We start from the raw sequence: 24,170 nt of genomic DNA on the forward strand, positions 1-24,170 counted from the left end.
GTTCCTACCGTCGGAGCACGCCCTCGTCCCTACCCGACGGAGCCCCCCATGAACTCACGTCACCTCGTCGTCGTCGGCGGCGGCATGGTCGCCCAGCGGCTCGTCGAGGCGCTGCGCGACCGCGACACCGCGGGCGCCTGGCGCATCACGGTCCTCGCGGAGGAGCCGCGCCGCCCGTACGACCGCGTCGCGCTCACGAGCTACTTCTCGGGCCGCAAGCCCGAGGAGCTCGAGCTCGGCGACCCCGCGCTGTGGGACGACCCGCTGGTGACGCTCGTCCGCGACGACGCCGTGACCGCGATCGACCGGGACGCGCGCACGGTGACCGCCGCGTCGGGCCGCACGTACGCCTACGACCACCTGGTCCTCGCGACGGGCTCGTACGCGTGGGTCCCGCCGACCGAGGGCGCCGACCTGCCGGGCGTGTTCGTCTACCGCACGGTCGACGACGTCGCGGCGCTGCGCGGGTACGTCGAGAAGCTCCAGCAGGACCTGGTGCGCCCGGTCCGCGGCGCCGTCCTCGGCGGCGGCCTGCTCGGCCTGGAGGCCGCGGGTGCGCTGCACGCGCTCGGTGCCCAGGCGACCGTGCTCCAGGTCGGCACGCACCTCATGGACACGCAGCTCGACCTCGGCGGCGGCGAGGCCCTGCGCCGGCTCATCAACGACATCGGCGTGGGCGTCCGGGTCCAGGCGATGACCGTCAGGATCCGCCCGCACCGGCGCGGCGGCGTCGGGCGTCTCGACCTCGCCGACGGCGGCCGGGTCGACGCCGACGTGGTCGTCGTGGCCGCGGGCGTGCGGCCGCGCGACGAGCTCGCCCGCGCCGCGGGCCTGGAGGTCGGCCCGCGCGGCGGCGTCGTCGTCGACGACACGTGCCTCTCGTCCGACCCGGACGTCTCCGCGGTCGGCGAGGTCGCGTGCATCCAGGGCGCGTGCATCGGCCTCGTCGCCCCCGGCTACGCGATGGCCGAGGTCACCGCCGACCGCCTGCTCGGCGGAGCCGCGGAGTTCCCGGGCGCCGACACCGCGACCAAGCTCAAGCTCGCGGGCGTCGACGTCGCGAGCTTCGGTGACGCGTTCGGCCGCACCGAGGGTGCGCTCGAGCTCGTGTGGGCCGACCCGGTCGCGGGCGTCTACAAGAAGCTCGTCATGTCCGACGACGCGCGCACGCTGCTCGGCGGCGTCCTCGTGGGCGACGCGTCGGCGTACGCGAGCCTGCGCCCGATGCTCGGCCGTGAGCTGCCCGGCGACCCGGCCGCGTTCCTGCTGCCCGAGGGCGGCGGGGGCGGCATCCCCGACATGGAGCTGCCCGACGACGCGGGCGTCTGCTCGTGCAACAACGTGTCCGCGGGCACGATCCGCGGCGCGGTCACCGAGCACGGCTGCACCGACGTCGGCGCGGTCAAGGCGTGCACCAAGGCCGGCACGTCGTGCGGCTCGTGCCTCCCGCTCGTCAAGAAGCTCGTCACGACCGAGCTGTCCAAGCAGGGCATCACGGTGAGCAACGCGCTGTGCGAGCACTTCGCGCTGTCCCGCGCGCAGCTCTACGACGCCGTCCGCGTCTCCGGCGTGCGGTCCTTCACCGAGGTCGTCGAGCGGTTCGGCACCCGGGCCGAGGGTCGCGGCTGCGACATCTGCAAGCCCGCGGTCGCGTCGATCCTCGCGACGACGGCCCCCGCGCACGTCCTCGAGGGCGAGCGCGCCGCGCTGCAGGACACCAACGACCACGTCATGGCGAACCTGCAGAAGGACGGCTCGTACTCGGTGGTCCCGCGCATCCCCGGCGGCGAGGTGACCCCGGAGGGGCTCATCGCGATCGGCGAGGTCGCGAAGGACTTCGGGCTCTACACGAAGATCACGGGCGGCCAGCGCATCGACCTGTTCGGCGCGCGCATCGACCAGCTCCCGCTCATCTGGCAGCGCCTCGTCGACGCGGGCTTCGAGTCCGGGCACGCCTACGGCAAGTCGCTGCGGACCGTGAAGTCGTGCGTCGGGTCCACGTGGTGCCGCTTCGGCGTGCAGGACTCGGTCGCGCTCGCGGTGCTCCTCGAGCTCCGGTACCGCGGCCTGCGCTCGCCGCACAAGCTCAAGATGGGCGTCTCGGGGTGCGCGCGCGAGTGCGCCGAGGCCCGCGGGAAGGACGTCGGCGTCATCGCGACCGACAAGGGCTGGAACGTCTACGTCGGCGGCAACGGCGGCTTCACGCCGAAGCACGCGGTGCTGCTCGCCGAGGACCTGTCGACCGAGGACCTCATCCGCACGATCGACCGCTTCCTCCTCTACTACATCCGCACCGCCGACCGCCTGCAGCGCACGGCGCCCTGGCTCGAGGACCTCGAGGGCGGCGTCGACGCGCTGCGCGGCGTCGTGATCGACGACACGCTCGGCATCGCCGCGGACCTCGACGCGCAGATGGCCCAGCACGTCGAGGAGTACGAGGACGAGTGGCGCGCGACCCTCGAGGACCCCGAGAAGCTGCGCCGGTTCGCGTCGTTCGTCAACGCCCCGGCCACGCCCGACCCGTCGCTCGCGTACGTCCCCGAGCGCGGCCAGGCCCGCCCCGCCACCGCCGACGAGCGCGACGCGGCGCTGCGCGGCGAACCCGTCCTCGTCGCCGGCACGACCCTGGAGGTGCGCGCATGACCGTCTCGGAGACCCCCACGCTGCCCGAGCTCGACCAGACCGGCTGGCAGCCCGTGTGCGCCCTGCGGCACCTCGCGCCCGAGCGCGGCGCCGCGGCGCTGCTCGGCGGGCACCAGGTCGCCCTGTTCCGGCTCGTCGACGACCGCGTCCTCGCCGTCGACCAGCACGACCCGTTCTCCGACGCGTTCGTGATGTCGCGCGGCATCGTCGGGTCGCGCTGGGTCGACGACGTCGAGGTCCCGACCGTGGCCTCGCCCATGTACAAGCAGGTGTTCGACCTCACGACGGGACGCTGCCTCGACAGCGTCGGCAAGACGCCCGTGCGCGGCCTGCCCGCCGACCTGCGGACCTTCCCGGTCCGCGTCGTCGAGGGCGTGGTCGAGGTCGAGGTCCCGGTGGTCCCGTGACCACGATGCTCGGCGTCGACCTGCGCGGCCGGCGCGTCGTCGTCGTCGGCGGGGGACCGGTGGCGGCCCGCCGCGTCCAGGGGCTGCTCGCGGACGCCGCTTCGGTCGTCGTCGTCGCGCCCGCGCTGTGCGAGGTGCTCGCCGACATGCACCGCTGGGGGCTCGTCGAGTGGCGCTCGCGCGAGGTCGAGGCGCGCGACCTCGACGGCGCGTGGCTCGTGCACACCGCGACCGGCGACCGCGCGACGGACGACGCCGTGGTGGCGTGGGCCGCGGAGCGCGCGACGTTCTGCGTCGACGCCGGCACCGGCACGCGCGGCACCGCCCGCACACCCGCGACGGCCCGGCACGACGAGGTCCTCGTCGGCGTCGTGTCGACCGGCGCACCCGACCCGCGCCGCACCGCCGCCGTCCGCGACGCCGTCGACGCGCACCTGCGCGAGGGACGCGTCGACCTGCGCCGGCGTCGCCCCGGGGACGGCCGTGTCGTGCTCGTCGGCGGGGGACCGGGCGACGTGGACCTGCTGACGCTCGCGGCCCGCCGCGCGCTCGCGCAGGCCGACGTCGTCGTCACGGACCGGCTCGGTCCCGTGAGCGTGCTTGACGAGCTCGCCGCGGACGTCGAGGTGATCGACGTCGGCAAGTCGCCCGGCCACCACCCGGTGCCGCAGCACGAGATCAACCGCATCCTCGTCGAGCAGGCGCAGCGCGGGCGCACCGTCGTCCGGCTCAAGGGCGGCGACCCGTTCCTCTACGGCCGGGGCGGCGAGGAGGTCCGCGCGTGCCGCGAGGCCGGCGTGGCCGTCGACGTCGTCCCCGGGGTGTCGAGCGCGCTCGCCGCACCGGCCGCCGCCGGCATCCCCCTGACGCACCGTGGGACGGTCGGCGCCGTGCACGTGATGAACGGGCACGACGGCTGGTCGTCCGCCGCGCTCACAGGCCTGCGGGACGCGTCGTGCACGGTCGTCGTGCTCATGGGTGTCACGGTGCTCGCCGACCTGGCCGCCGAGGCCGTCGCCGCGGGCGTCGACCCGCGCACCCCCGTCGCGGTCGTCGAGGACGGCACGCTGCCGACGCAACGCGTCACGCGCGCGCCGCTCGCCGAGGTCGCGGCCCGCGCCGCCGAGGTCGGTGTCCGGGCGCCCGCCGTGCTGGTCGTCGGCGCCGTCGCGGACGCGGGGCTGCTCGACGCCCCGCCGGCGGACGTGCCGCCCGCGACGACACGCGAGGTCGCGGGCGACGCGCCGACCACGGACCGGCCGACCGCGGCGCACCTCGCACGCGACACAATGACCTCGTGAGCGAGCCGATCGACCAGACCCTCGCCGGGTGCGTCGTCCTGATCACCGCGGACCGCCGGTCCGCGGAGCTCGCCGCCGCGCTCGGCCGGCGGGGAGCGGCCGTGCGGCACGCGCCCGCGCTCGGGATGGTGCCGCACATCGACGACGCGGCGCTGCTCGCGGGGACCCGGTCGCTGCTCGCTGACCCCCCGGACACGGTCGTCGTGACGACGGGCATCGGCTTCCGCGGCTGGATCGAGGCGGCCGACGCCGCGGGCCTCGCCGAGCCGCTCGTCGAGATGCTGCGCGGCGCGCGGATCGTCGCCCGCGGTCCCAAGGCGCGCGGCGCGATCCAGGCCGCGGGCCTGACCGCCGACTGGGTCGCCGAGTCCGAGACGAGCGCGGAGATCGCCGAGGTCCTGCTCGACGAGGGTGTCGCCGGCCACGACATCGCCGTCCAGCACCACGGTGCGGGCGCCGACGGGCTCGACGAGGCCTTCGCCGCGGCGGGTGCACGCGTCCGCAGCCTCGTCGTCTACCGCTGGGGGCCGCCGCCGGACCCGGCCGTCGTGACCGCATCGGTGCGCGCGGTCGCCGCGGGCGAGGTCGACGCCGTCGTGTTCACGTCCGCACCCGGCGCCGAGGCGTGGTGGCAGGCCGCCGAGGCCGAGGGCGTCGCCGACGACATCGTGCACCACTGCCGCGCCGGCACGGTCGTCATGGCCGCCGTCGGGCCGGTCACCGCGCGCCCGCTCGTCGAGCGCGGCGTCGAGCCGATCGTCCCCGACCGCGGCCGGCTCGGGTCGCTCGTGCGCACGCTCGTGTCGTACTACGGCGGGATGCAGGACCTCGCGACCGTCGCGGGCCCGCTGCGGGTCTACCGTGGGGCGGCGGTGCTCGACGGGCACGTCCTGCCGCTCACCCCGAGCGGTCTGGAGGTGCTCCGGCTGCTCGCCGGCGCGCGGGGCTCGGTCGTCCCGCGGGACCAGGTGCTCGCGGTCCTGCCGGGCGACTCGACGGACCCGCACGCCGCCGAGGTCGCGATCGCGCGCCTGCGCGAGGCGACGGGCAGCCGGGCCCTGATCCGCACGGTGGTCAAGCGTGGCTACCGCCTGGAGCTCGAGGAGGCACGATGACCAGCGCGCTGCACGCCGAGGGGGCGCCGGCCGCCGTCACCGGGCCCGTGCTCGTCGGCTGCTCGCACGGCACCGACGACCTCGGCGGCCGGGAGGCGATCCGCTCGATCCTCGCGGACGTCGCCGCGGACCGGCCCGGCCTGCGCGTGCGCGAGGCCTTCGTCGACGTGCAGGTGCCCGAGGTGGCGGCGGTCGTCGCGGACGCGCTCGCCGAGCAGCGCGGCGGCGTCGTCGTCGTGCCGCTCCTCCTGTCGGTCGGCTTCCACGTGAAGGTCGACGTCGCGGCCGCCGTCGACCGGTCCGGTGCCGTGGCCTCCGGCCCACTCGGACCCGACGAGCGCCTCGTCGACGTGCTGGTCGAGCGGCTGCACGACGCGGGTCTCGCCCCCGACGACTCCGTCGTGCTCGCGGCGGCGGGCTCCACCGACCCCGCCGCGGCGCTCGCGGTCGAGGCCGTCGCCGCGGGCCTCGCCGACCGGCTGACGCAGCCGGTCACGATCGGGTACGGCGCCGGTGCGCAGCCGCGCGTGCCCGCCGCCGTCGCGACCGCGCGCGCCGACCTCGCGCCGGGCGGGCGCGTCGTCGTCGCGTCCTACCTGCTCGCACCCGGCTACTTCTACGACCGCGTGCTGGAGGCCGGCGCGGACGTCGTGAGCCGCCCGCTCGCGCCGGACCCGCGGCTCGCGGAGATCGTGCTCGACCGCTACGACGCGGTGGCCGCCGACGCGGTCCCGGACGGCGCCGCGACGGCCTGAGGACGTCGCCCCGGGTGCGTCGGGGACGGGTCGCGCCCAGGGCCTGAGCGAGGGCGAACCAGCAGGTGGACACGGGGTTGTGCCGTGCGGAGCCCGCCCCCTAGGAATGCCCGCATGCACAGTGTCGTGAAGGTCAGGGTCGCGCGTCTCGGCGCCGCGATGGGAGCGCTCCTGCTGCTTGCCGGGTGCACGAGCGGCGGCGAGGAGCCGGCGCCCGACGCGGCGCCCGAGGAGACCGTCTCGGTCGGGCCGTCGCCCGCGATCCGGCCCGTCGAGGTCCCCGACTGCGCGCCCGAGGGCTCCGCGGCCGCCGCGACCGGCCCCGACGACGACCCGACGCTCGTCGTGTGGACGGGGGCCGGCACCAAGGGCGTCGTGCTCGCACCGCAGAACCAGTCCGACTACTGCCAGTGGGCCGACCAGATGGCCCGCCTCGCGGGCGAGGGGTACCTCGTGGCGTCCTTCTCGTGGTCCGACGACGCCGCGGGCTCGCTGCTCGGCGCGGTCGACGCGCTGCGGTCCGTCGGCGCCCAGCAGGTCGCGCTGGTCGGCGCGTCCAAGGGCGGCACGATGTCGGCGGCGTTCGCCGACGAGGCCGACGCGGTCGCCGTCGTCGCCCTCGGGCCGCCCGCGACGTTCGAGGGCACGGACGCCGCGTCGGAGGCGAGCACGTACGACGGCCCGCTGCTCGTCGTCGCGTCGACGGACGACAGCCAGGTGAGCGTCGACTCGTCGCGCGAGGTCGCCCGCGCGGACGACCCCAGCACGTTCATGGAGCTCAGCGGCGGCGCGCACGGCGTCGCGCTGTTCGCCGGTGAGCACGCGTCGCACGTCGAGGCGGCGATCGACGGGATGCTCGCGCAGGGATTCGGCGGGTGACCGCGCGGCGCGCACCGGCCGCGGCTGCCGTCGCCGCGGTGCTCGTGCTCGCGGCGTGCACCGCGGGCGGGGAGGCGTCGACGCCGGGCGGCACGGACGGCGCGACCGGTCCGGTGACCGATGCGGTCGGGGACGCGACCGAGCGCCGCGCCGCCGAGGCGCCGCCGTGCCTGCCCGACGACACCGAGGCGGTGGCGATCGGCCCGCAGGACGACCCGACGCTCGTCGCGTGGACGGGCACGGGCACCGACGCGGTCGTCCTGGCCCCGCAGAACGGCGGCGGGCCCTGCCAGTGGGCGGAGCAGATGGCGCGGCTCGCCGGCGAGGGGTACCTCGTCGCGTCGTTCTCGTGGAGCAGCGACTCCCGCGACTCGCTGCTCGGCGCCGTCGACGCGGTCCGCGCCGCGGGCGCGCAGCAGGTCGCGCTCGTGGGGGCCTCCAAGGGCGGCACGTACGCGGCCGGGCTCGCGGCCGAGGCGGATGCCGTCGCGGTCGTCGCGCTGGGGCCGCCCGCCGACCTGGACGGTGTCGACGCCCGCCCGGAGGAGAGCGGGTACGAGGGTCCGCTGCTCGTCGTCGCGTCGACGAACGACGGCGACGTCGCGGTCGGGTCGTCGCGCTGGGTGTCACGGCCCGACGACCCGTCGACGTTCCTCGAGCTGCCGGGCGGGGCGCACGGCGTCGCGCTCTTCACGACGTCGCACCGGACGCAGGTGCAGGACGCGATCGACGAGGTGCTCGCGCGCGGGTTCGGCGCCTGAACGACAAGGCCCTCCCGGGAGGCCGCCGCACCCGACGTCGCCGTTGACGTCGAGCACGGCGGCCCCGGCCGGGAGGGCGCGCGGGGCACTGTCTACCAGCAACGGGCACTCGGGCACGAGCCGGGAAAGCGGACAAAGCGGACCTGCGACGGAACCGTTATGGGTCTGTGACCCCGATCACGCGACGGGCCTCGACGCGGCGGCCGTCGCCGGGCGTGCCGCGGGCCCTCAGAGGGACCGCAGCGGCCGTCAGAGGTAGCGCAGCGGGTCGAACTCGTCGAGCGGGATGATCCTCAGGCGCGGCAGCTGCACGTTGAACGCGGCCACGTCGGACTCGAGGTCGAACACCTGCAGACCGCGCGCCGACAGCCCCGCCAGGGCGGTGCTGGTGAACTCCCGGAACGCGAGCAGGCCCACCCGCCGTCCGCCGTCGTCGACGAGCGTCTCGACCTCGGGCGCGAAGTCGCCGTCGTGGCTCGCGAGCAGCACGTCGCCCCCGCGCGAGGCGATCGCCTGCAGCGTGCGCTTGATGCCGATGTCGACGACCTTCTCGTACGACTCCCCGGACAGGGGGATCGGCTGGAACCCGATCGCGAGCAGCGCCTGGACGAACGACATCGGCAGGCTGCCGTTGGACGCGTTGAGGAAGAACAGGCCCTTCACCGGCTGGCCCCACGCCTGCTCCGCGAACCCCAGCACCCGCTCCCAGCGCGGCCGCTGGTCGGGCGTCGGACGGCCGCCGAGGATCGACGACCCGAGGGTCGCGTCGATGTTCTCCCCGTCGACGAGCAGGTAGGTGGTGCGGTCGCCCGCGTCGGTGCTCATCGCGTCAGCGTAGCGACGGGACAGGGACGCGCACCGGCGCCCGCGCGAGCGGCGGGCACCGGTGCGGTCGTGCGGCTCGGTGGCGTCAGGCCACCGAGCAGGCCGTGCCGTTGAGCGAGAACGCGGCCGGCGCGGTGTTGGTGCCGTTGTGGGCGCCGTTGAAGCCGATCTGCGTGCTGCCGCCGGGGGCGAGCGACCCGTTCCACGCGGCGTTGCGCAGCGTCACCTGTGCGCCGGACTGCGACGACACCGAGGACCACGCCTGCGTGACCGTCTGGCCGGACGGGAAGGCGAACGTCAGCGTCCAGCCGTTGAGCGCGGACGACGACGTGTTCGTGATCGTCACGTTCGCGGTGAACCCGGTGTTCCACTGGTTGACCGAGTACGCGACCCGGCACGCGCCGACGGGGGTCGTCGGCGTGGGGGTGGGGGTCGGCGTCGTCGGCGTGGGGGTCGGCGTCGTGGGCGTCGGGGTGGGCGTGGTGGGCGTGGGCGTCGGCGTCGCGCCGAACGCGTCCAGGATCGCCGCGTGCGCAGGCTTCTTCGCGTAGCCGTCGTCCCACACGAGGGCGGCGCCCTGGCCCGAGAAGACGTCCGGGACCCACGAGTACTTGTCGGTGATGCCCCAGACGGTCACGCCCTGGCAGCGGGTCACCTGGAGGCAGGCCTGGACGACCTTCTTGTAGTCCGCGGCCTGCGTCGCGAGCTTGGACGCGTCCGACGGCATCTGCATGCGGATGTCGAGCTCGGTGATGCGCACGTCGACGCCGAGGTCGGCGAACCGCTGCAGGTTCTGCCGGAAGTCGCCGGGGACCTGCCCGACGATGAGGTGGGACTGGAAGCCGACGCAGTCGATGGGCACGCCGCGCGCCTTGAAGTCCTTGACGAGGTCGTACATCGAGTTGCTCTTCGCGTTGACGCCCTCGACGTTGTAGTCGTTGATGCAGAGCTTGGCGGTGGGGTCCGCGGCCCGTGCGGCCCGGAACGCCGTCTCGATGTACCCGTTGCCGAGCTTCTGCTGGAACGGCGAGTCCTGCCGCCGGCCGCCGCCGTCGGCGAACGCCTCGTTGACGACGTCCCACGACGCGACCTTGCCCTCGAAGTGGTCCGCGACCTTCGTCACGTGGTTGACCATCGCGCTCTCGAGCGCGGTGCCGTTGAGGTTCTTCGCCCAGTCCGGCAGCTGCGAGTGCCAGACGAGCGTGTGGCCGTACAGCTCCTTGCCGGTCGCGGCCGCGTAGCTCGCGACCTGGTCGCCGGAGCCGAAGCTGAAGCTGTTCTGCGACGGCTCGGTCGCGTCCCACTTCATCGCGTTCTCGGCGACGACGAGGTTGAACTCGGAGTCGGCGATCGACTTGTACGCGGACTCGGACAGGCGGTTCGGGTCGAGCGCGAAGCCGATGTCCTTGCCGGCGGCGTCGGCCGCCTCCTTGAGGGTCGTGGCGGCGTGCGCCGGGATCGCGACGGCCGTCCCGAGGACGAGCGTCGCGGCGGCCGCGGCGATCGTCGTGCGCAATGCCGTGCGGGACCGGCGGCTGGTACGGCAGGGTGCGGGTGGTGTGGTGGGCATGGAGTCCTCCTCGTCGAGCGGATGCCGCGTGCACACTGCTCGTGGCATGCGTTCGCCGGGGAGGTGCTGAATCATTTCGGCACGTCGTGGCCTGCAGTTTCGATAGCGTCGTCGTTGCGATCGCCGGAGGGGGAGTCGATGGTCGAGGGACCGGTCGGGCGTGCCGCGAGCACACGTGAGGCGGCCGAGGCGTGGGAGGCGCTGTTCCGTGCCCAGGTGGCACTCATGCGGCGGTTCCAGCGGGACGACGTCTGGGACCCGTTGACGATCCGCGAGTACGACGTGCTGTTCACGCTGTCGCGGTGCCCCGGTCTGACCGCGCGGCTCAAGGAGCTCGGCGAGAGCAGCCTGCTGACCCAGCCCAGCCTGTCCCGGATGGTCGAGCGCCTCGAGGCCGCCGGGCTCGTGGTGCGCGGGCCCGTCCGGGGCGACGCGCGCGGTGTCGCGGTGACGCTCACGCCCGAGGGCGAGCGCGTGCAGCGGGAGATCGGCCGCCGCCACGTGCGCTCGATCCGCCGCCTCGTCGGCGGGGCGCTGGACGCCGACGAGCTCGCCGAGCTGCGCCGGCTGACCGACAAGCTGCGCGCCGCACAACCGGGCATTCCCGACCCGTCGTGACCCTCGTCTCTCAGGACCTCGGGCCCATCCGTCCAGGCCACGGCCGGGCGACCATGGAGAAGTCGTCCGAGAGCCGGGCGGCGACACGGAGGGAGCGGGCATGCGGATCCTGGTCACCATCGCCTCGCGGCACGGGGGCACGTGGGGAATCGGCGAGGTCGTCGCGCAGACGCTGCGCGAGCGCGGTCACGAGGTGACCATGGCGGCACCCGACGACGTGACCGACCTCGAGGGCGTCGACGCCGTCGTCCTGGGCTCCGCCGTGTACGTCGCCCACTGGATGCCCGCGGCGCGTGAGCTGGCCGACCGGCTGGCCGACGAGCTCGCCGCCCGACCCGTGTGGCTGCTGTCCTCGGGCCTCGCGACGCAGCCCGCCGCGAGCGCGAACTCGCCGCACGAGATCCGCTCGCTCGCCGAGCGCATCGGTGCGCGCGGGCACCGCAGCTTCCACGGCCGCCTCGACCGGTCCGTGCTGTCCTTCGCCGAGCGGGCGACGATCTCCGCCGCGCGCGCCCGCGAGGGCGACCACCGCGACATGGCGGCGGTCGCGCGCTGGGCGGGCGAGGTCGCGGACGCGCTGGAGCCCGCGCACGTCTGAGCCGGGTTGACGCGTCGGTGTGCGGCGGTCGCGTCGACGCGCCGACGTCGTCTACCGGGGCTCGGGTTCGCGCAGCGCGCGCAGCTCCGCCGCGACGGCGGTCGGTGACGGCCGGTCGGCGGGCTCCGTCGCCGTCATGGCGCCCAGCAGCCGCTGCCAGTCCCGTCCGAGGTCGGCCGGCACCTCGACGGGGCGCAGCAGGCGGGCCAGCGAGCTCGTCAGCGGGTCGCCCGGGTACGCGCGCTCGCCCGTGAGGCACTCGAGCAGCACGAGGCCCAGCGAGTAGACGTCGCTCGCGGGCCCGACGTCGTGGCCGAGCGCCTGCTCGGGGCTCTGGTAGCTCGCCGTCCCGGACGAGCTGCGCCGGTCGGCCGTCGGTCCGCGGACGGCGTCGACGGCGATCCCGAAGTCGGCGAGGACGACCGGCAGCGACGGTGCGTCCTGGCGTCCGGCGGGCGCCGCGGTGTCCGAGACGAGCACGTTCGACGGCTTGACGTCCCGGTGCACGATGCCGGCGCCGTGCGCGTGACCGAGCGCGAGCGCGAGCTGCCGTCCGACGTCGGCCGTGAGGCCGCGGGGGAGCGGGCCGTCGGTGACGCACTCGCGCAGCGTCCGCCCGTCGACGAGCTCCATGACGAGGTACGCGACGGGGCCGACGCCGTCGACCTGGTCCGCGCCGACGTCGAGCAGCGCCACGAGGTTGGGGTGCGACAGCCCGGCCAGCACGCGGGCCTCGGCCGCGTAGCGACGGATCTCGTCACCGTCGGCCGAGCCGAGGTCGAAGAGCTTGACGGCGACCTCGCGGTCGAGCCGGCGGTCGGTCGCCCGGAAGACCGCACCCGAGCCGCCGCGCCCGAGCGCCGCGCCCAGCCGGTACCGTCGCCCGAGCGTGGCGCCGGCCGGGCTGCGCAGGTCGGTGAGGGGCACGGGACGGTCCTTCGGGGTGGCTCTCGACGGTCGGGCGGCGCGTCCGCCGCACCACGACGCTAGGAGGGTGCCCCGGGCACCGCACGTCGAGCGCGCCTCTTCACCCCATCGTGACCGCGCTGCGATGACAGCCGCTTGCGCGATCCTGCAAGTCGCTTGCGCTCGAAGTCGCTACAGTGGGTCGCATGTCACGGCGACTCGCAGAGGTGGCACGCAAGGTCGGCGTCTCCGAGGCGACCGTCAGCCGCGTGCTCAACGGCAAGCCCGGCGTCTCCGACCAGACGCGGGAGGCCGTGCTCACCGCGCTCGACGTCCTCGGGTACGAGCGCCCCACCAAGCTGCGCGGCGAGCGGGCCCGTCTCGTCGGACTGGTGCTGCCCGAGCTGCAGAACCCCATCTTCCCCGCGTTCGCCGAGGTCGTGGGCGGAGCGCTCGCGCAGCAGGGGTTCACGCCCGTGCTGTGCACCCAGACCGCGGGCGGCGTCTCCGAGGCCGACTACGTCGAGCTGCTGCTCGGCCAGCAGGTCTCGGGCATCGTGTTCGCCGGCGGGCACTACGCGCAGCGCGACGCGACGCACGACCACTACGAGCGGCTCACCGGACGGCACCTGCCCGTGGTGCTCATCAACGCGTCGATCGAGGACCTGCCGTTCCCGCGCGTGTCGTGCGACGACGAGGTCGCGATCGAGCAGGCGGTCGGCCACCTCGCGTCGCTCGGCCACACCCGGGTCGGCCTCGTCCTCGGTCCCGTCGACCACGTGCCGTCCGAGCGCAAGCTCCACGCCGCGCGCGCGGTCGCCCAGCGGCTCGGGCTCGAGCTCCGCGACGACCAGGTCGTGCGCTCCGCGTACTCGCTCGAGAGCGGTCAGGCCGCCGCGACGCGCCTGATCAAGGCCGGGGTCACCGGCATCGTGTGCGCGAGCGACCCGCTCGCGCTCGGCGCGATCCGTGCGGCGCGCCGGGCCGGGCTGCGCGTGCCCGACGACGTCTCCGTGGTCGGGTACGACGACTCCGCCTTCATGAACTGCACCGAGCCGCCGCTCACGACCGTGCGGCAGCCGATCGAGCCGATGGGCCGCGCGGCGATCGACCTGCTGGTCAACCAGATCAACGGCGCGTCGGTGCCGCAGGAGGAGCTGCTCTTCGAGCCCGAGCTCGTCGTGCGCGGCTCGACCGCCCCTGCCCCCGCGTCCCGCCCCGCCTGACGCGGCCCCGCCCCGCCTGACGTCCCGCCCCGCCTGACGCGCCCCGCCCCGCCTGACGTCCCGCTCCTGACGCGTCCGACACCCGCCTCGCCTCGTCGCGCCCGCTCGCTTCGTCGCGCCCCCGCGTCGACCACCTCGCCGTACCCGAGAGCGCGGCGACCCGGCGCCACGACTCGCATGCGCGCGGAGTTCCCGCAGTGATCGGTCACGCTTCGATAACGCACTTGTCGAGTTCTTGCGTCGATATCGTCGTGGGCTTTAGTGTCCTGCCATCGCGAGGGCGCGCAGCAGCGCGTCGGCCGCGCCGGATCCACCCGACGCCGTCGTCGGGCCGAGGAGAGACGAGACGTGCAGTGACGCAGGCTCAGCCGCAGACCGACCCCACCTGGTGGCGGGACGCGGTCATCTACCAGGTCTACCCGCGCTCGTTCGCCGACGGGAACGGCGACGGCACGGGCGACCTCGCGGGCCTCCGCTCGCGGCTGCCGTACCTGCGCGACCTCGGCGTCGACGCGATCTGGGTGACCCCCTGGTACCAGTCGCCGCTCGCCGACGGCGGTTACGACGTCGCGGACTACCGCGCGATCGACCCGGCGTTCGGCACGCTCGACGAGGCCGAGCAGGTCATCGCGGAGGCGCTCGCGCTGGGGATCCGCACGATCATCGACGTCGTCCCCAACCACGTCTCCGAGCGGCACGCGTGGTTCCGCGCGGCGCTCGCCGCCGGCCCGGGCAGCCCCGAGCGGGCGCGGTTCTGGTTCCACCCGGGCAAGGGCGAGCACGGCGACGTCATGCCGACGAGCTGGGTGTCCGACTTCCAGGGCAGCACGTGGACGCGCACGACCAACCCCGACGGCACGCCCGGCGAGTGGTACCTGCACCTGTTCGCGCCGCAGCAGCCGGACCTCAACTGGTCGCACCCGGACGTGCGTGCGGAGTTCGAGGACGTGCTGCGGTTCTGGTTCGACCGTGGCGTCGCGGGCATCCGCATCGACTCCGCGGCGCTGCTGGTGAAGGACGGCGACCTTCCCGAGGTGCCCGAGCAGCCGGGCCCGGGGGAGCACCCGCACGTCGACCGCGACGAGATCCACGACGTCTACCGCGCGTGGCGCGCCGTCGCCGACTCCTACGCCGGCACGCGCGTGCTCGTCGGCGAGGTGTGGCTCCAGGACACCGCGCGGTTCGCGCAGTACCTGCGCCCGGACGAGATGCACACGGCGTTCAACTTCGACTTCATGGCGCGCCCGTGGGACGCCAAGCAGATGCGCGAGTCGATCGACGTGACGCTCGCGGCGCACGGTCCGGTCGGCGCGCCCGCGACGTGGGTGCTCTCCAACCACGACGTGACGCGGCCGGTGACCCGGTACGGGCGCGAGGACTCGTCGTTCGCGTTCAGCGCCAAGCGGTTCGGCACGCCGACGGACCTCGCGGTCGGTCGCCGCCGGGCCCGCGCGGCCGCGCTGCTCACCGCCGCGCTGCCCGGCTCGCTGTACGTGTACCAGGGCGACGAGCTCGGCCTCCCGGAGGTCGAGGACCTGCCGCTCGACGTGCTGCAGGACCCGATGCACGTCCGCTCGGGCGGCGTCGACCCCGGCCGCGACGGCTGCCGCGTCCCGCTGCCGTGGTCCGGGTCGACCGCGCCGTACGGCTTCAGCACCGCGCCGGCCGAGGGCGGCGACCCCGCGCCCACGTGGCTGCCGCAGCCCGCCGACTGGGCCGACCTGACCGTCGAGGCGCAGGAGTCCGACCCGACCTCGATGCTCCGCCTGTACCGCGACGTGCTCGCGCTGCGCCGGGCCGAGCCCGCGCTCGGCGACGGGCCGCTCACGTGGGTGGAGACGACCGGCGACGTGCTCGCGTTCGCCCGCGGCGACGTCACGTGCGTCGTCAACCTCGGCGCCGACCCGGCGCCGCTGCCTGCCCACACCGACGTCCTGCTGACGAGCGACCCGCTCGACGCAGGCCTGCTGCCACGCGACACAGCCGCGTGGCTGCGCACCTGACCCGCCCGGAACCGCCCCGACACCGCCCGACATCGAACCCGCAGTCCCGCCCTGCGGCCGACACCGACCGTCGACCGCACCCACGAAGGAGTGACGATGAGGTCCTCGCGTCCCACCGCACTGGCCCTGGCCGGTGTGCTCTCGATCGGTCTGCTCACCGCGTGCAGCACCGACGACGCCGACTCGCCCACGGGCGAGGACGGCAAGGTCACGATCACCGTCGCGGGCCTCCTGCCGACGGCCGACGACGCCGCGAAGGAGCAGCTCGCCGAGCGCGTCGCCGCGTTCGAGGAGCAGTACCCCGACATCGACGTCGAGACCGAGGACTACGAGTGGAAGGCGTCGACGTTCACGACGCAGCTCGCCGGCGGCACGCTGCCGAACGTCTTCGAGATCCCGCTGACCGACGGCAAGACGCTCATCGAGAACGGCCAGCTCGCGGACATCGACGCGCAGGTCAAGGCGCTGCCGTACGGCGACCAGTTCAACGAGGCGCTCATCGCCAACGGCACGGGCGACGACGGCAAGATCTACGCCGTGCCGGCGAAGTCGATCTACGCGGTCGCGCTGCACTACAACCGGAACCTGTTCGAGCAGGCCGGCCTGGACCCCGACCAGCCGCCGACCACGTGGGACGAGGTCCGCGAGTACGCCAAGCAGATCCACGACGCCACGGGCGTCGCGGGCTACGCGATGATGGCGCTCGACAACGCGGGCGGCTGGCAGCTCGCCGCGGGCGCGAACTCGCGCGGCGGCGTCATCGAGACGTTCGACGGCACCGACTACACCGCGACGCTCGACGACCCGGCGGTCGCGGAGCACCTGCAGTGGCTGCACGACCTCAAGTGGGACGACGGCTCGCTGCTCGACCGCACCGACCTCGGCTGGGGCGACATCAACACCGAGTTCGCCGCGGGCAACCTCGCGATGTACACGTCGGGCTCGGACGTCTACAACTCGCTCGTCGAGGCCAACGGCGTCACCGCGGACTGGGGCTACGGCCTCACCGCGATCCCGACGTCGGGCGGTGGCGGCGCGCTGACCGGCGGCACGATGGCCGCGGTCACGAAGCAGTCGACGGACGAGCAGAAGGACGCCGCCGTCAAGTGGATCGACTGGTGGTACCTGAGCAAGCTGCAGGACCAGGACCAGGCGGTCGCCGACGCGAAGACCCGCGCCGAGGCCGACCCGGCGCAGGCCGTGGGCACGCCCGTGCTGCCGATCTTCTCGAAGGAGAACTACGAGCAGTCGCAGGAGTGGGTCGCGGACTACATCAACGTCCCGCTCGAGAACATGACGGGCTACACCGACGTCATGTTCGACCAGGAGCTCGTGCCCGAGGCGTCGGCCGCGGTGCAGGACCTGTACGCGCAGCTGTTCCCGGTCGTGCAGGCCGTCATCTCGGACGAGAACGCGGACATCGAGGCGCTGCTCGCGACCGCGAACGAGGCCGGTCAGGCGGCGATCGACGGCTGACGTCACCCGTCGTGCCGCCGGGTGACGGACCGGTCACCCGGCGGCACCGCCACGCAGCCCCGCCGCGCACGCGCCGGACCCTCCGGAGCGCTCGCGGCCCGCACGGACCCAGGAAGGCACCATGACCACGGACGACGCCGTCCTCACCGCCCGCCCGCGGACCGGGCGCCCTCGCAGCGACGGGCCCGCGCCGCGCGTCGTGTCCCGGAACCCGAGGACGTGGGTCCGCCGCGGCGGCCTGTCCGCGCTGGTGTTCGCGCTGCCGCTCCTGCTGGTGTTCGGCGTCTTCTCGTGGTGGCCGATCGTGTCGGCCGTCGTGATGAGCTTCCAGGAGACGAACCTCATCGACCCGCCGACGTTCGTCGGGCTGGAGAACTTCCAGGCGATCTTCGCGGACCCGCTGCTGCCGAAGGTCGTCCGGAACACCGCGTGGTTCGCGCTGCTCGCCCTCGTGTTCGGCTACCCGATCCCGCTGGTCGGCGCGGTGCTCATGAGCGAGCTGCGCCGGCGCAAGGGCCTGTACTCGGTGCTCGCGTACCTGCCGGTGGTCGTGCCGCCGGTCGTCGCGGTGCTGCTGTGGAAGTTCTTCTACGACCCGCGCCCGCAGGGTGTGTTCAACACGATCCTCGGCTGGGTCGGCCTCGGGCCGTACTCGTGGCTCAACGACCAGGCGATGGCGATGCCGTCGCTCGTCCTGGAGGCGACGTGGGCCGCGGCCGGCGGGACGGTCATCATCTACCTCGCGGCGCTCATCGGCGTGCCGTCGGAGCTCTACGACGCGGCCGAGGTCGACGGCGCGTCGGTGTGGCGCAAGGTCTGGCACGTGACCATGCCGCACCTGCGCGGCGTGCTGTTCATCACCCTGATCCTGCAGGTCATCGGCACGGCGCAGGTCTTCCTCGAACCGTTCCTGTTCACCAACGGCGGCCCGAACCACGCGACGCTGACCGTGATGCTGTGGGTCTACCAGCTCGCCTTCACGTCGATCGGCAACAACTTCGGGGAGGCGACGGCGCTCAGCCTGCTCCTCGCGGTGGTGCTCGCCGTCCTGTCGCTCGTCTACTTCCGCCTGACCCGCAGCTGGAGCCAGTCGTGACCACCGTGCAGACCCCGTCGTCCCTGACCTCCGGGCCGTCGATCGCGGCGCCGAGGACCGTCGACGCACCCCCGCGGCGGCTCGGCCGTCGGAGGCTCGTCGTCGACTCCGGCGAGCGCGGCGCGCTGTCGACCGCGGACTGGCGCCGCCCGCTCGTCAAGCACACGTGGCGCACGATGCACCTCGCGCTGCTCGTGCTGCTCGTCGTGTGGTGCCTCGGCCCGCTGCTGCTGCTCGGCAAGTTCGCGTTCACGCCGACGCAGGACATCCAGAGCACGCCGCTCGCGTTCTTCCCGAACGGCGCCACGATGCAGAACGTCGAGATGGCGTGGAACAGGTACCACATCGGCCAGTTCTTCATGAACACGGTGTGGGTCGCGCTGGGGTCCTGGTTCATGCAGGTCCTCGTCGCGACGACCGGCGGCTACGTGCTGTCGGTGCTGCGGCCGGCGTGGGCGCGGGCCCTCAACTGGGCGGTGCTCGCGACGCTGTTCGTGCCGGCCGTCGTGCTGCTCGTGCCGCTCTACAAGATCGTCGTCGACCCGCCCGTCGGGCCGAGCCTGATCAACAGCTACCTCGCGGTGTGGCTGCCCGCCGGGGCGAGCGCGTTCAACGTCGTGCTCGTCGCGCGCTTCTTCGACTCGCTGCCGCGCGAGATCTTCGAGGCCGCGCGCATGGACGGCGCCGGACCGTTCCGGCTGTTCCGCAGCATCGTGCTGCCGATGAGCAAGCCGATCATCGGTGTCGTCTCGGTGTTCGCGGTGATCGCGTCGTGGAAGGACTTCCTGTGGCCCTTCCTCGTCCTGAAGTCCGACGCGGTCAAGCCGCTGTCGGTCTACCTGCAGTCGATGGCGAACGTCGACAAGGGCACGCTCATGGCGGCGCTCGCGATCTCCACGCTCATCCCGATCGCGATGTTCCTCGTCTTCCAGCGCATGTTCCTGCGCGGCGCGGGGCTCGGGGGAGCCGTCAAGGGCTGACGAGGTTTTCTGACGGGCTGTCGGATCAGGATCACGGCGGCGGCGACCTCCTCCCGGACGGAACGGTCGCCGCCGCGGTGCGATGATCGACGGGTGGCCCCCGACACCTCGCTGAGCACCCCCGCGCCCGCTGCCGGTCCCACCGACCGCACCGCCCCCGTCCCCGCCGACGAGAACCCCGCCGCGCCGTACGACGCGCTGCTGCTGTTCTCCTTCGGCGGCCCGAACGGACCCGACGACGTGCTGCCGTTCCTCCGCAACGTCACTGCGGGCAAGGGCATCCCCGACGAGCGGCTCGCCGAGGTCGCCGAGCACTACCACCACTTCGGCGGCGCGAGCCCGATCAACGCCCAGAACCTCGCCCTGCAGAAGGCGTTGCAGGAGGAGCTCGCCCGGCGCGGCGTCGACCTGCCCGTCGTGTGGGGCAACCGCAACTGGGAGCCGTACACGCGCGACGCGCTCGCCGCGGCCCACGCCGACGGTGCCCGCCGCATCGTCGCGCTCGTGACCAGCGCCTACGCGTCGTACTCCGGCTGCCGCCAGTACCGCGAGAACCTGTGGGGCTCGCTCGACGAGCTCGCCGTCGACCTCGGCATGACCGAGGGCGAGCACCCGCTCGTCGCGGACAAGGTGCGCCCGTACTTCAACCACCCTGGCTTCGTGCAGGCGAACGTCGACGCGGTCGTCGAGGCGTACGAGAAGATCGGCGACCCGGCCGCGCGCCTCGTGTTCGTCACGCACTCCATCCCGACGACGATGGAGGAGGCGTCCGCCGTGAGCGGCGCGCCCTACAGCGCGCAGCACCTCGACGTCGCCGCGACCGTCGCCGCCGCCGTCGGCGAGCGCCTGGGCCGCCCGGTCGAGTGGGACCTCGCGTACTGCTCGCGCTCCGGCCCGCCGAGCCAGCCGTGGCTCGAGCCCGACGTCAACGACCACCTCGAGGCGCTGCACGGGCAGGGCGTGCGGTCCGTCGTGCTGTCGCCCATCGGGTTCATCTCCGACCACATGGAGGTCGCGTTCGACCTCGACACCGAGGCGCTCGAGACCGCGCAGGAGCTCGGCCTCACCGCCGTGCGGGCCGACTCCGTCGGCACGCGCGAGCCGTTCGTCCGCGGGCTCGTCGACCTCGTGCTGGAGCGCGCCGCCCTCGCGCGGGCCCTCGACGCCGGGGCGCCGGCGCCGGTCGGCACCGCGGTCGGTGGCCTCCCCGCCTGGCGCGACGTGTGCCGCCCCGGCTGCTGCCGCCAGCGCGCGGGCGTCGACTCCGGCATCCCCGCCGCCTGCTCGACCGACCCCCGGTCCTGACACCCCTCCCCGGAAGGACGACCACGTGAGCCACGCCAGCCCCGACGCCGAGGCCCTCAACGCCACGGTCCGCTACACCATGTGGACCGTCTTCGCGCTCGAGGAGGTCCTGCCCGAGGACGACGCCGAGCGCGCGCAGCTCATCGCCGCGGCCCAGGACGCGGTCGCCGCCGACGGTCTCGTCGTGCGCGGCTGGTACGACGTCGCCGGTCTGCGTGCCGACGCCGACCTCATGGTGTGGTGGCACGCCGAGACGGTCGAGGAGGTGCAGGGCGCCTACCAGCGGCTGCGCGCGAGCGACCTCGGCCGCCACCTGCTGCCCGTGTGGTCCGTCGTCGGCCTGCACCGCCCCGCCGAGTTCAACCGGTCGCACGTCCCCGCGTTCCTCGCGGGCGAGGACGCCGGCGACTACCTGTGCGTCTACCCGTTCGTCCGGTCCTACGACTGGTACGTGCTGCCCGACGACGACCGCCGGCGCATGCTCGTCGAGCACGGGCAGGCCGCGCGCGACTACGCCGACGTGCGCGCGAACACCGTCTCCGCCTTCGCGCTCGGCGACTACGAGTGGATCCTCGCGTTCGAGGCCGGCGAGCTGCACCGCATCGTCGACCTCATGCGCGACCTGCGCGCGACCGAGGCGCGCCTGCACGTGCGCGAGGAGGTGCCGTTCTACACCGGCCCGCGCACCACGCTCGAGGCCTGGGCGGACCGTCAGCCGCGCGGCTGACCCCCGCCTGCGTCGACGGCGACCGGCGCCCGTCCCCGCCCGGCGGACGGGCGCCGGTGCCATGATCGGGTCATGACGACCCTCCAGGGCACGTGGCGGTTCGAGACGCTCGGCGGCGCACCGCTGCCCGACGAGGTGCGGCACGCGCCGTGGCTCACGTTCGACGGAGACGGGCAGGTGTACGGGCTGGCGGGCGTCAACCGCGTCCGCGGCACGTGGCAGCTCGAAGGGTCACGGCTGACGTTCGGCCCCGTCGTCTCGACCCTCATGGCCGGACCCGACGAGGCGATGGCGTGCGAGCGGCAGGTCGTCGAGCTGCTCAACAGCGCGCTCGACGTGCACGCCGACGGCGACCACCTGGAGCTGCGGCTCGACGGGACACCGGGCGCGACTCTCGTCCGCGACGAGCAGGCGGGCGACGCGCCCGCCTGAGCAGCCGGGGTCGGCGCCCGTCGCGCGACCCCGCCGGGGCCGTGGCGACGTCGGCCCGCGGTCGACGGGTCAGGCGGAGGGCGTCCCGAGACCCGGCCAGCGCGCGGCGAGCTCGGTGAGCGTGCGCTCGCGGTCGGCGACGTCGAAGGCCGTGCCCGTCACCATGAGCTCGTCCGCGCCGGTGCGCGTGGCGAGCGCTGCGAGCTCCTCGACGGCGCGATCCGGCGTCGTCGCGACCTGCGTGCCCGGCGACTGAGCGAAGAGCTCCTCTGCCGCGCGGGGATCGAGGCCGGCGAGGATCCGCGCCGCCTCGTCGGGCGTGACGACCGGGGCGAGCGGGCGGCCGGTGCGCAGCGCGAGCGTCATGACCCGGCTCGGGCCCGCGAGGTGCTGCGCCTCCTCCTCGGTGTCGGCGACGAGGACCGAGACCGACACCATGAGGCGCGGGGCGTCGAGCAGCGGCGACGGGCGGAACGCGTCGCGGTAGGTCTGCGCGGCCTGCGCGGTGCGGCCCGTCGCGAAGTGGTGCGCGTAGCTGTAGGGCAGGCCGAGCTCGCCCGCGAGCTGCGCGGAGAACAGGCTCGACCCGAGGAGCCACGGCTCGGGGCTCGACGTCGCGACGGGGGTCGCGGTCAGCCGCCGCGCGGCCGCCGACGGCGCGACGGACCCGAGCGGCACGCCGAGCATCGCGAGCACGTCGACGAGCTCCGCCGGGAAGTCCTCCGCACCCAGGCCGTCGACGGTCCGGCGCAGCGCGGCCGCGGTGGCCGGGTCGGCGCCCGGCGCCCGGCCGATGCCCAGGTCGACGCGGCCCGGGTGCAGCGCCTCGAGCATCGCGAACTGCTCCGCGACCACGAGCGCCGGGTGGTTCGGCAGCATGACGCCGCCCGACCCGACGCGGATCGAGCGCGTCGCCGCTGCGAGGTGCGCGAGCAGGACGCCCGGCGACGTCGACGCGACCATCGGCATGGCGTGGTGCTCGGCCACCCAGAACCGGCGGTAGCCGAGCGCGTCGGCCGCCCGGGCCAGCCGGGTCGTCGCCGCGAGCGCGTCGGCGCTGGTCTGGCCCGCGCTGAGCGGGGCGGTGTCGAGGACGGAGAGCGGGATGGTCACGTCGAGGGCCAACGCCGCGCCGGGCCGTCGTCATCCCGCGCGCGCCCGACCGTGACGCGACGCACGCCACGCCGCACGCCGCAGCGCCGATGTCGTCAGCACGTGCGGGCGGCGTCCGTCCGGGACGCGTCAGGGGTAGAGGCCGCGGATCTTGTGCGCCTCCGCGACCCGCCGCACCCCGATGGTGAGCGCCGCGTCGCGCAGCGACACCCCCTCGGCGCTCGCGAGCGACGCGACCGCGCGGTACGACGCGAGCATCCGGTGCTCGAGCCGCTCCGCGATCTCGTTCTCCGTCCACCAGTACGCCTGGTTGGCCTGCACCCACTCGAAGTACGACACGACGACGCCGCCGGCGTTCGCGAGGATGTCCGGCACGACGACGACGCCGCGCTCGGCGAGCACCTCGTCGCCCTCGGTCGTCGTCGGCCCGTTGGCCGCCTCGACGACCCACCGCGCCTTGACCTGGTGCGCGGTGTCCTCGTCGATCACGCCCTCGACGGCCGCGGGAATGAGGACGTCGACGTCGAGCGACAGCAGCTCCGCGTTGTCGACCGGCTCGCCGCCCTCGAACTCGTGCACCGCGCCCCCCGCCGCGACGTGCCGCAGCAGCGCGGGCACGTCGAGCCCGTCGGACGACCGCACGCCGCCGTGCTCGTCGCTCACCGCGACGACCCGCGCCCCGGCCTCCGCGAGGATGCGTGCCGCGGGAGCCCCGACCTTGCCGAAGCCCTGCACCGCGACCGACACCTCGTCGAGCCGCACGCCCGCGTCGCCGAGCGCCGCCTCCGCCGCGTGCACGACGCCCCGCGACGTCGCCGTCGGGCGCCCGAGCGACCCGCCGACGGTGAGCGGCTTGCCCGTCGTCACCGCCGGGATCGTGTACCCGAGGTTCACCGAGTAGGTGTCCATGATCCACGCCATGGTCTGCTCGTTCGTGCCGATGTCGGGCGCCATGATGTCCCGCTCGGGGCCGATGATCGGCATGATCTCGCTCGTGTACCGGCGCGTGACGCGCTCGAGCTCGGACTGCGAGTACAGCCGCGGGTCGATCGTCACGCCGCCCTTCGCGCCGCCGTACGGCACGTCGACGACCGCGCACTTCCACGTCATCCACATCGCGAGCGCGCGCACCTCGTCCGGGTCGACGGACGCCGAGTAGCGCAGGCCGCCCTTGCCGGGCCCGCGCGAGATGTTGTGCTGCACGCGGTACCCGGTGAAGAGCTCGATCTCGCCGGAGTCACGACGCAGGGGCACGGCCACGTTCATCTCGCGACGTGGCGTCGCGAGCATCCGGTGCATGCCCTCGTCGTAGCCGAGGATCTGGACGGCGTCCGCCAGCTGGGCCTGCGCGGTCGCCAGCGGGGACGAGGGACGGGGCGTCGTTGCCGAGTCGGTCACGTGCCCACCATGCCACCGGATGCTGTGCGCGCCACC

At 74.3% G+C, this 24,170-nt stretch carries 22 protein-coding genes; 17 read left to right on the plus strand and 5 right to left on the minus strand.

From position 1 onward, the window contains the following. Nucleotides 1-48: 48 nt before the first annotated feature. The 7 genes from nirB to OOT42_RS06700 all read left to right on the plus strand — a co-directional run bounded on the left by nirB (nucleotide 49) and on the right by OOT42_RS06700 (nucleotide 7,861). Nucleotides 49-2,643 (plus strand): nitrite reductase large subunit NirB, encoded by a 2,595-nt coding sequence (nirB, locus tag OOT42_RS06670; protein WP_273654104.1) that lies wholly within the window; start codon nucleotides 49-51, stop codon nucleotides 2,641-2,643. Beyond that, complete coding sequence (nirD, locus tag OOT42_RS06675) at nucleotides 2,640-3,050, plus strand: nitrite reductase small subunit NirD (protein WP_273654105.1); 411 nt, start codon at nucleotides 2,640-2,642, stop codon at nucleotides 3,048-3,050. The genes nirB and nirD overlap by 4 nt, the downstream gene beginning before the upstream one ends. Continuing rightward, nucleotides 3,047-4,351: a uroporphyrinogen-III C-methyltransferase gene (cobA, locus tag OOT42_RS06680; protein WP_423775971.1), complete on the plus strand. Its 1,305-nt coding sequence runs from the start codon at nucleotides 3,047-3,049 to the stop codon at nucleotides 4,349-4,351. Before nirD ends, cobA begins: the two co-directional genes overlap by 4 nt. After that, nucleotides 4,348-5,466, plus strand: a complete 1,119-nt coding sequence (locus OOT42_RS06685; RefSeq protein WP_273654106.1) for a uroporphyrinogen-III synthase — start codon at nucleotides 4,348-4,350, stop codon at nucleotides 5,464-5,466. Before cobA ends, OOT42_RS06685 begins: the two co-directional genes overlap by 4 nt. Beyond that, nucleotides 5,463-6,221, plus strand: coding sequence for a sirohydrochlorin chelatase (locus tag OOT42_RS06690; RefSeq protein ID WP_273654107.1), 759 nt, complete (start codon nucleotides 5,463-5,465; stop codon nucleotides 6,219-6,221). The genes OOT42_RS06685 and OOT42_RS06690 overlap by 4 nt, the downstream gene beginning before the upstream one ends. Before the next feature lie 114 nt (nucleotides 6,222-6,335). Further along, nucleotides 6,336-7,100 (plus strand): alpha/beta hydrolase family protein, encoded by a 765-nt coding sequence (locus OOT42_RS06695; protein WP_273654108.1) that lies wholly within the window; start codon nucleotides 6,336-6,338, stop codon nucleotides 7,098-7,100. Further along, complete coding sequence (locus OOT42_RS06700; protein ID WP_273654109.1) at nucleotides 7,097-7,861, plus strand: hypothetical protein; 765 nt, start codon at nucleotides 7,097-7,099, stop codon at nucleotides 7,859-7,861. The genes OOT42_RS06695 and OOT42_RS06700 overlap by 4 nt, the downstream gene beginning before the upstream one ends. 249 nt (nucleotides 7,862-8,110) lie before the next feature. Here the strand turns inward: OOT42_RS06700 and OOT42_RS06705 are convergent, their stop codons facing one another. Together OOT42_RS06705 and OOT42_RS06710 are read right to left on the minus strand one after the other, a co-directional pair. Next, a complete protein-coding gene (locus tag OOT42_RS06705) occupies nucleotides 8,111-8,686 on the minus strand; it encodes an NYN domain-containing protein (RefSeq protein ID WP_273654110.1) in 576 nt (191 codons plus the stop codon). A gap of 85 nt (nucleotides 8,687-8,771) precedes the next feature. Further along, on the minus strand, nucleotides 8,772-10,202 hold the full coding sequence (locus OOT42_RS06710) for an endo-1,4-beta-xylanase (protein WP_273654111.1): 1,431 nt from the start codon (nucleotides 10,200-10,202) through the stop codon (nucleotides 8,772-8,774). Nucleotides 10,203-10,394: 192 nt separating this feature from the next. Between OOT42_RS06710 and OOT42_RS06715 the strand changes: the two genes are divergently transcribed. Continuing rightward, entirely contained in the window at nucleotides 10,395-10,874 is a 480-nt protein-coding gene (locus OOT42_RS06715; protein WP_273654112.1) for a MarR family winged helix-turn-helix transcriptional regulator, read from the plus strand. 100 nt (nucleotides 10,875-10,974) lie between these two features. Beyond that, entirely contained in the window at nucleotides 10,975-11,472 is a 498-nt protein-coding gene (locus OOT42_RS06720) for a flavodoxin domain-containing protein (protein WP_273654113.1), read from the plus strand. A gap of 51 nt (nucleotides 11,473-11,523) precedes the next feature. Here OOT42_RS06720 and OOT42_RS06725 read toward each other — a convergent pair whose 3' ends face one another. Next, entirely contained in the window at nucleotides 11,524-12,399 is an 876-nt protein-coding gene (locus OOT42_RS06725) for a serine/threonine-protein kinase (RefSeq protein ID WP_273654114.1), read from the minus strand. A 185-nt stretch (nucleotides 12,400-12,584) separates the two neighbouring features. Here OOT42_RS06725 and OOT42_RS06730 point away from each other — a divergent pair, with 185 nt between their 5' ends. The 8 genes from OOT42_RS06730 to OOT42_RS06765 all read left to right on the plus strand — a co-directional run bounded on the left by OOT42_RS06730 (nucleotide 12,585) and on the right by OOT42_RS06765 (nucleotide 21,623). Further along, complete coding sequence (locus OOT42_RS06730; RefSeq protein ID WP_273654115.1) at nucleotides 12,585-13,604, plus strand: LacI family DNA-binding transcriptional regulator; 1,020 nt, start codon at nucleotides 12,585-12,587, stop codon at nucleotides 13,602-13,604. Between the two features lie 353 nt (nucleotides 13,605-13,957). Beyond that, nucleotides 13,958-15,607, plus strand: coding sequence for a glycoside hydrolase family 13 protein (locus tag OOT42_RS06735; RefSeq protein WP_273654116.1), 1,650 nt, complete (start codon nucleotides 13,958-13,960; stop codon nucleotides 15,605-15,607). Nucleotides 15,608-15,703: 96 nt separating this feature from the next. Then, the gene (locus tag OOT42_RS06740; RefSeq protein ID WP_273654117.1) at nucleotides 15,704-17,083 is read left to right on the plus strand and encodes an ABC transporter substrate-binding protein; all 1,380 of its coding nucleotides are present in this window, start codon (nucleotides 15,704-15,706) and stop codon (nucleotides 17,081-17,083) included. A gap of 121 nt (nucleotides 17,084-17,204) precedes the next feature. Then, a complete protein-coding gene (locus OOT42_RS06745; RefSeq protein ID WP_273654118.1) occupies nucleotides 17,205-18,179 on the plus strand; it encodes a carbohydrate ABC transporter permease in 975 nt (324 codons plus the stop codon). After that, complete coding sequence (locus tag OOT42_RS06750) at nucleotides 18,176-19,159, plus strand: carbohydrate ABC transporter permease (protein ID WP_273654119.1); 984 nt, start codon at nucleotides 18,176-18,178, stop codon at nucleotides 19,157-19,159. Before OOT42_RS06745 ends, OOT42_RS06750 begins: the two co-directional genes overlap by 4 nt. Before the next feature lie 93 nt (nucleotides 19,160-19,252). Further along, on the plus strand, nucleotides 19,253-20,464 hold the full coding sequence (locus tag OOT42_RS06755; protein WP_423775972.1) for a ferrochelatase: 1,212 nt from the start codon (nucleotides 19,253-19,255) through the stop codon (nucleotides 20,462-20,464). A gap of 25 nt (nucleotides 20,465-20,489) precedes the next feature. Continuing rightward, nucleotides 20,490-21,191 (plus strand): hydrogen peroxide-dependent heme synthase, encoded by a 702-nt coding sequence (hemQ, locus tag OOT42_RS06760; RefSeq protein WP_168678546.1) that lies wholly within the window; start codon nucleotides 20,490-20,492, stop codon nucleotides 21,189-21,191. A 72-nt stretch (nucleotides 21,192-21,263) separates the two neighbouring features. Further along, nucleotides 21,264-21,623, plus strand: coding sequence for an META domain-containing protein (locus OOT42_RS06765; RefSeq protein ID WP_273654120.1), 360 nt, complete (start codon nucleotides 21,264-21,266; stop codon nucleotides 21,621-21,623). A 69-nt stretch (nucleotides 21,624-21,692) separates the two neighbouring features. Here OOT42_RS06765 and OOT42_RS06770 read toward each other — a convergent pair whose 3' ends face one another. Together OOT42_RS06770 and OOT42_RS06775 are read right to left on the minus strand one after the other, a co-directional pair. After that, a complete protein-coding gene (locus tag OOT42_RS06770; RefSeq protein WP_273654121.1) occupies nucleotides 21,693-22,736 on the minus strand; it encodes an LLM class flavin-dependent oxidoreductase in 1,044 nt (347 codons plus the stop codon). A 129-nt stretch (nucleotides 22,737-22,865) separates the two neighbouring features. Beyond that, nucleotides 22,866-24,134 (minus strand): Glu/Leu/Phe/Val family dehydrogenase, encoded by a 1,269-nt coding sequence (locus tag OOT42_RS06775; protein ID WP_273654122.1) that lies wholly within the window; start codon nucleotides 24,132-24,134, stop codon nucleotides 22,866-22,868. Between the last annotated feature and the right edge of the window lie 36 nt (nucleotides 24,135-24,170).

The sequence above is a fragment of the Cellulomonas fimi genome (assembly GCF_028583725.1).
GTDB classification, from domain to species: Bacteria; Actinomycetota; Actinomycetes; order Actinomycetales; family Cellulomonadaceae; genus Cellulomonas; species Cellulomonas fimi_B.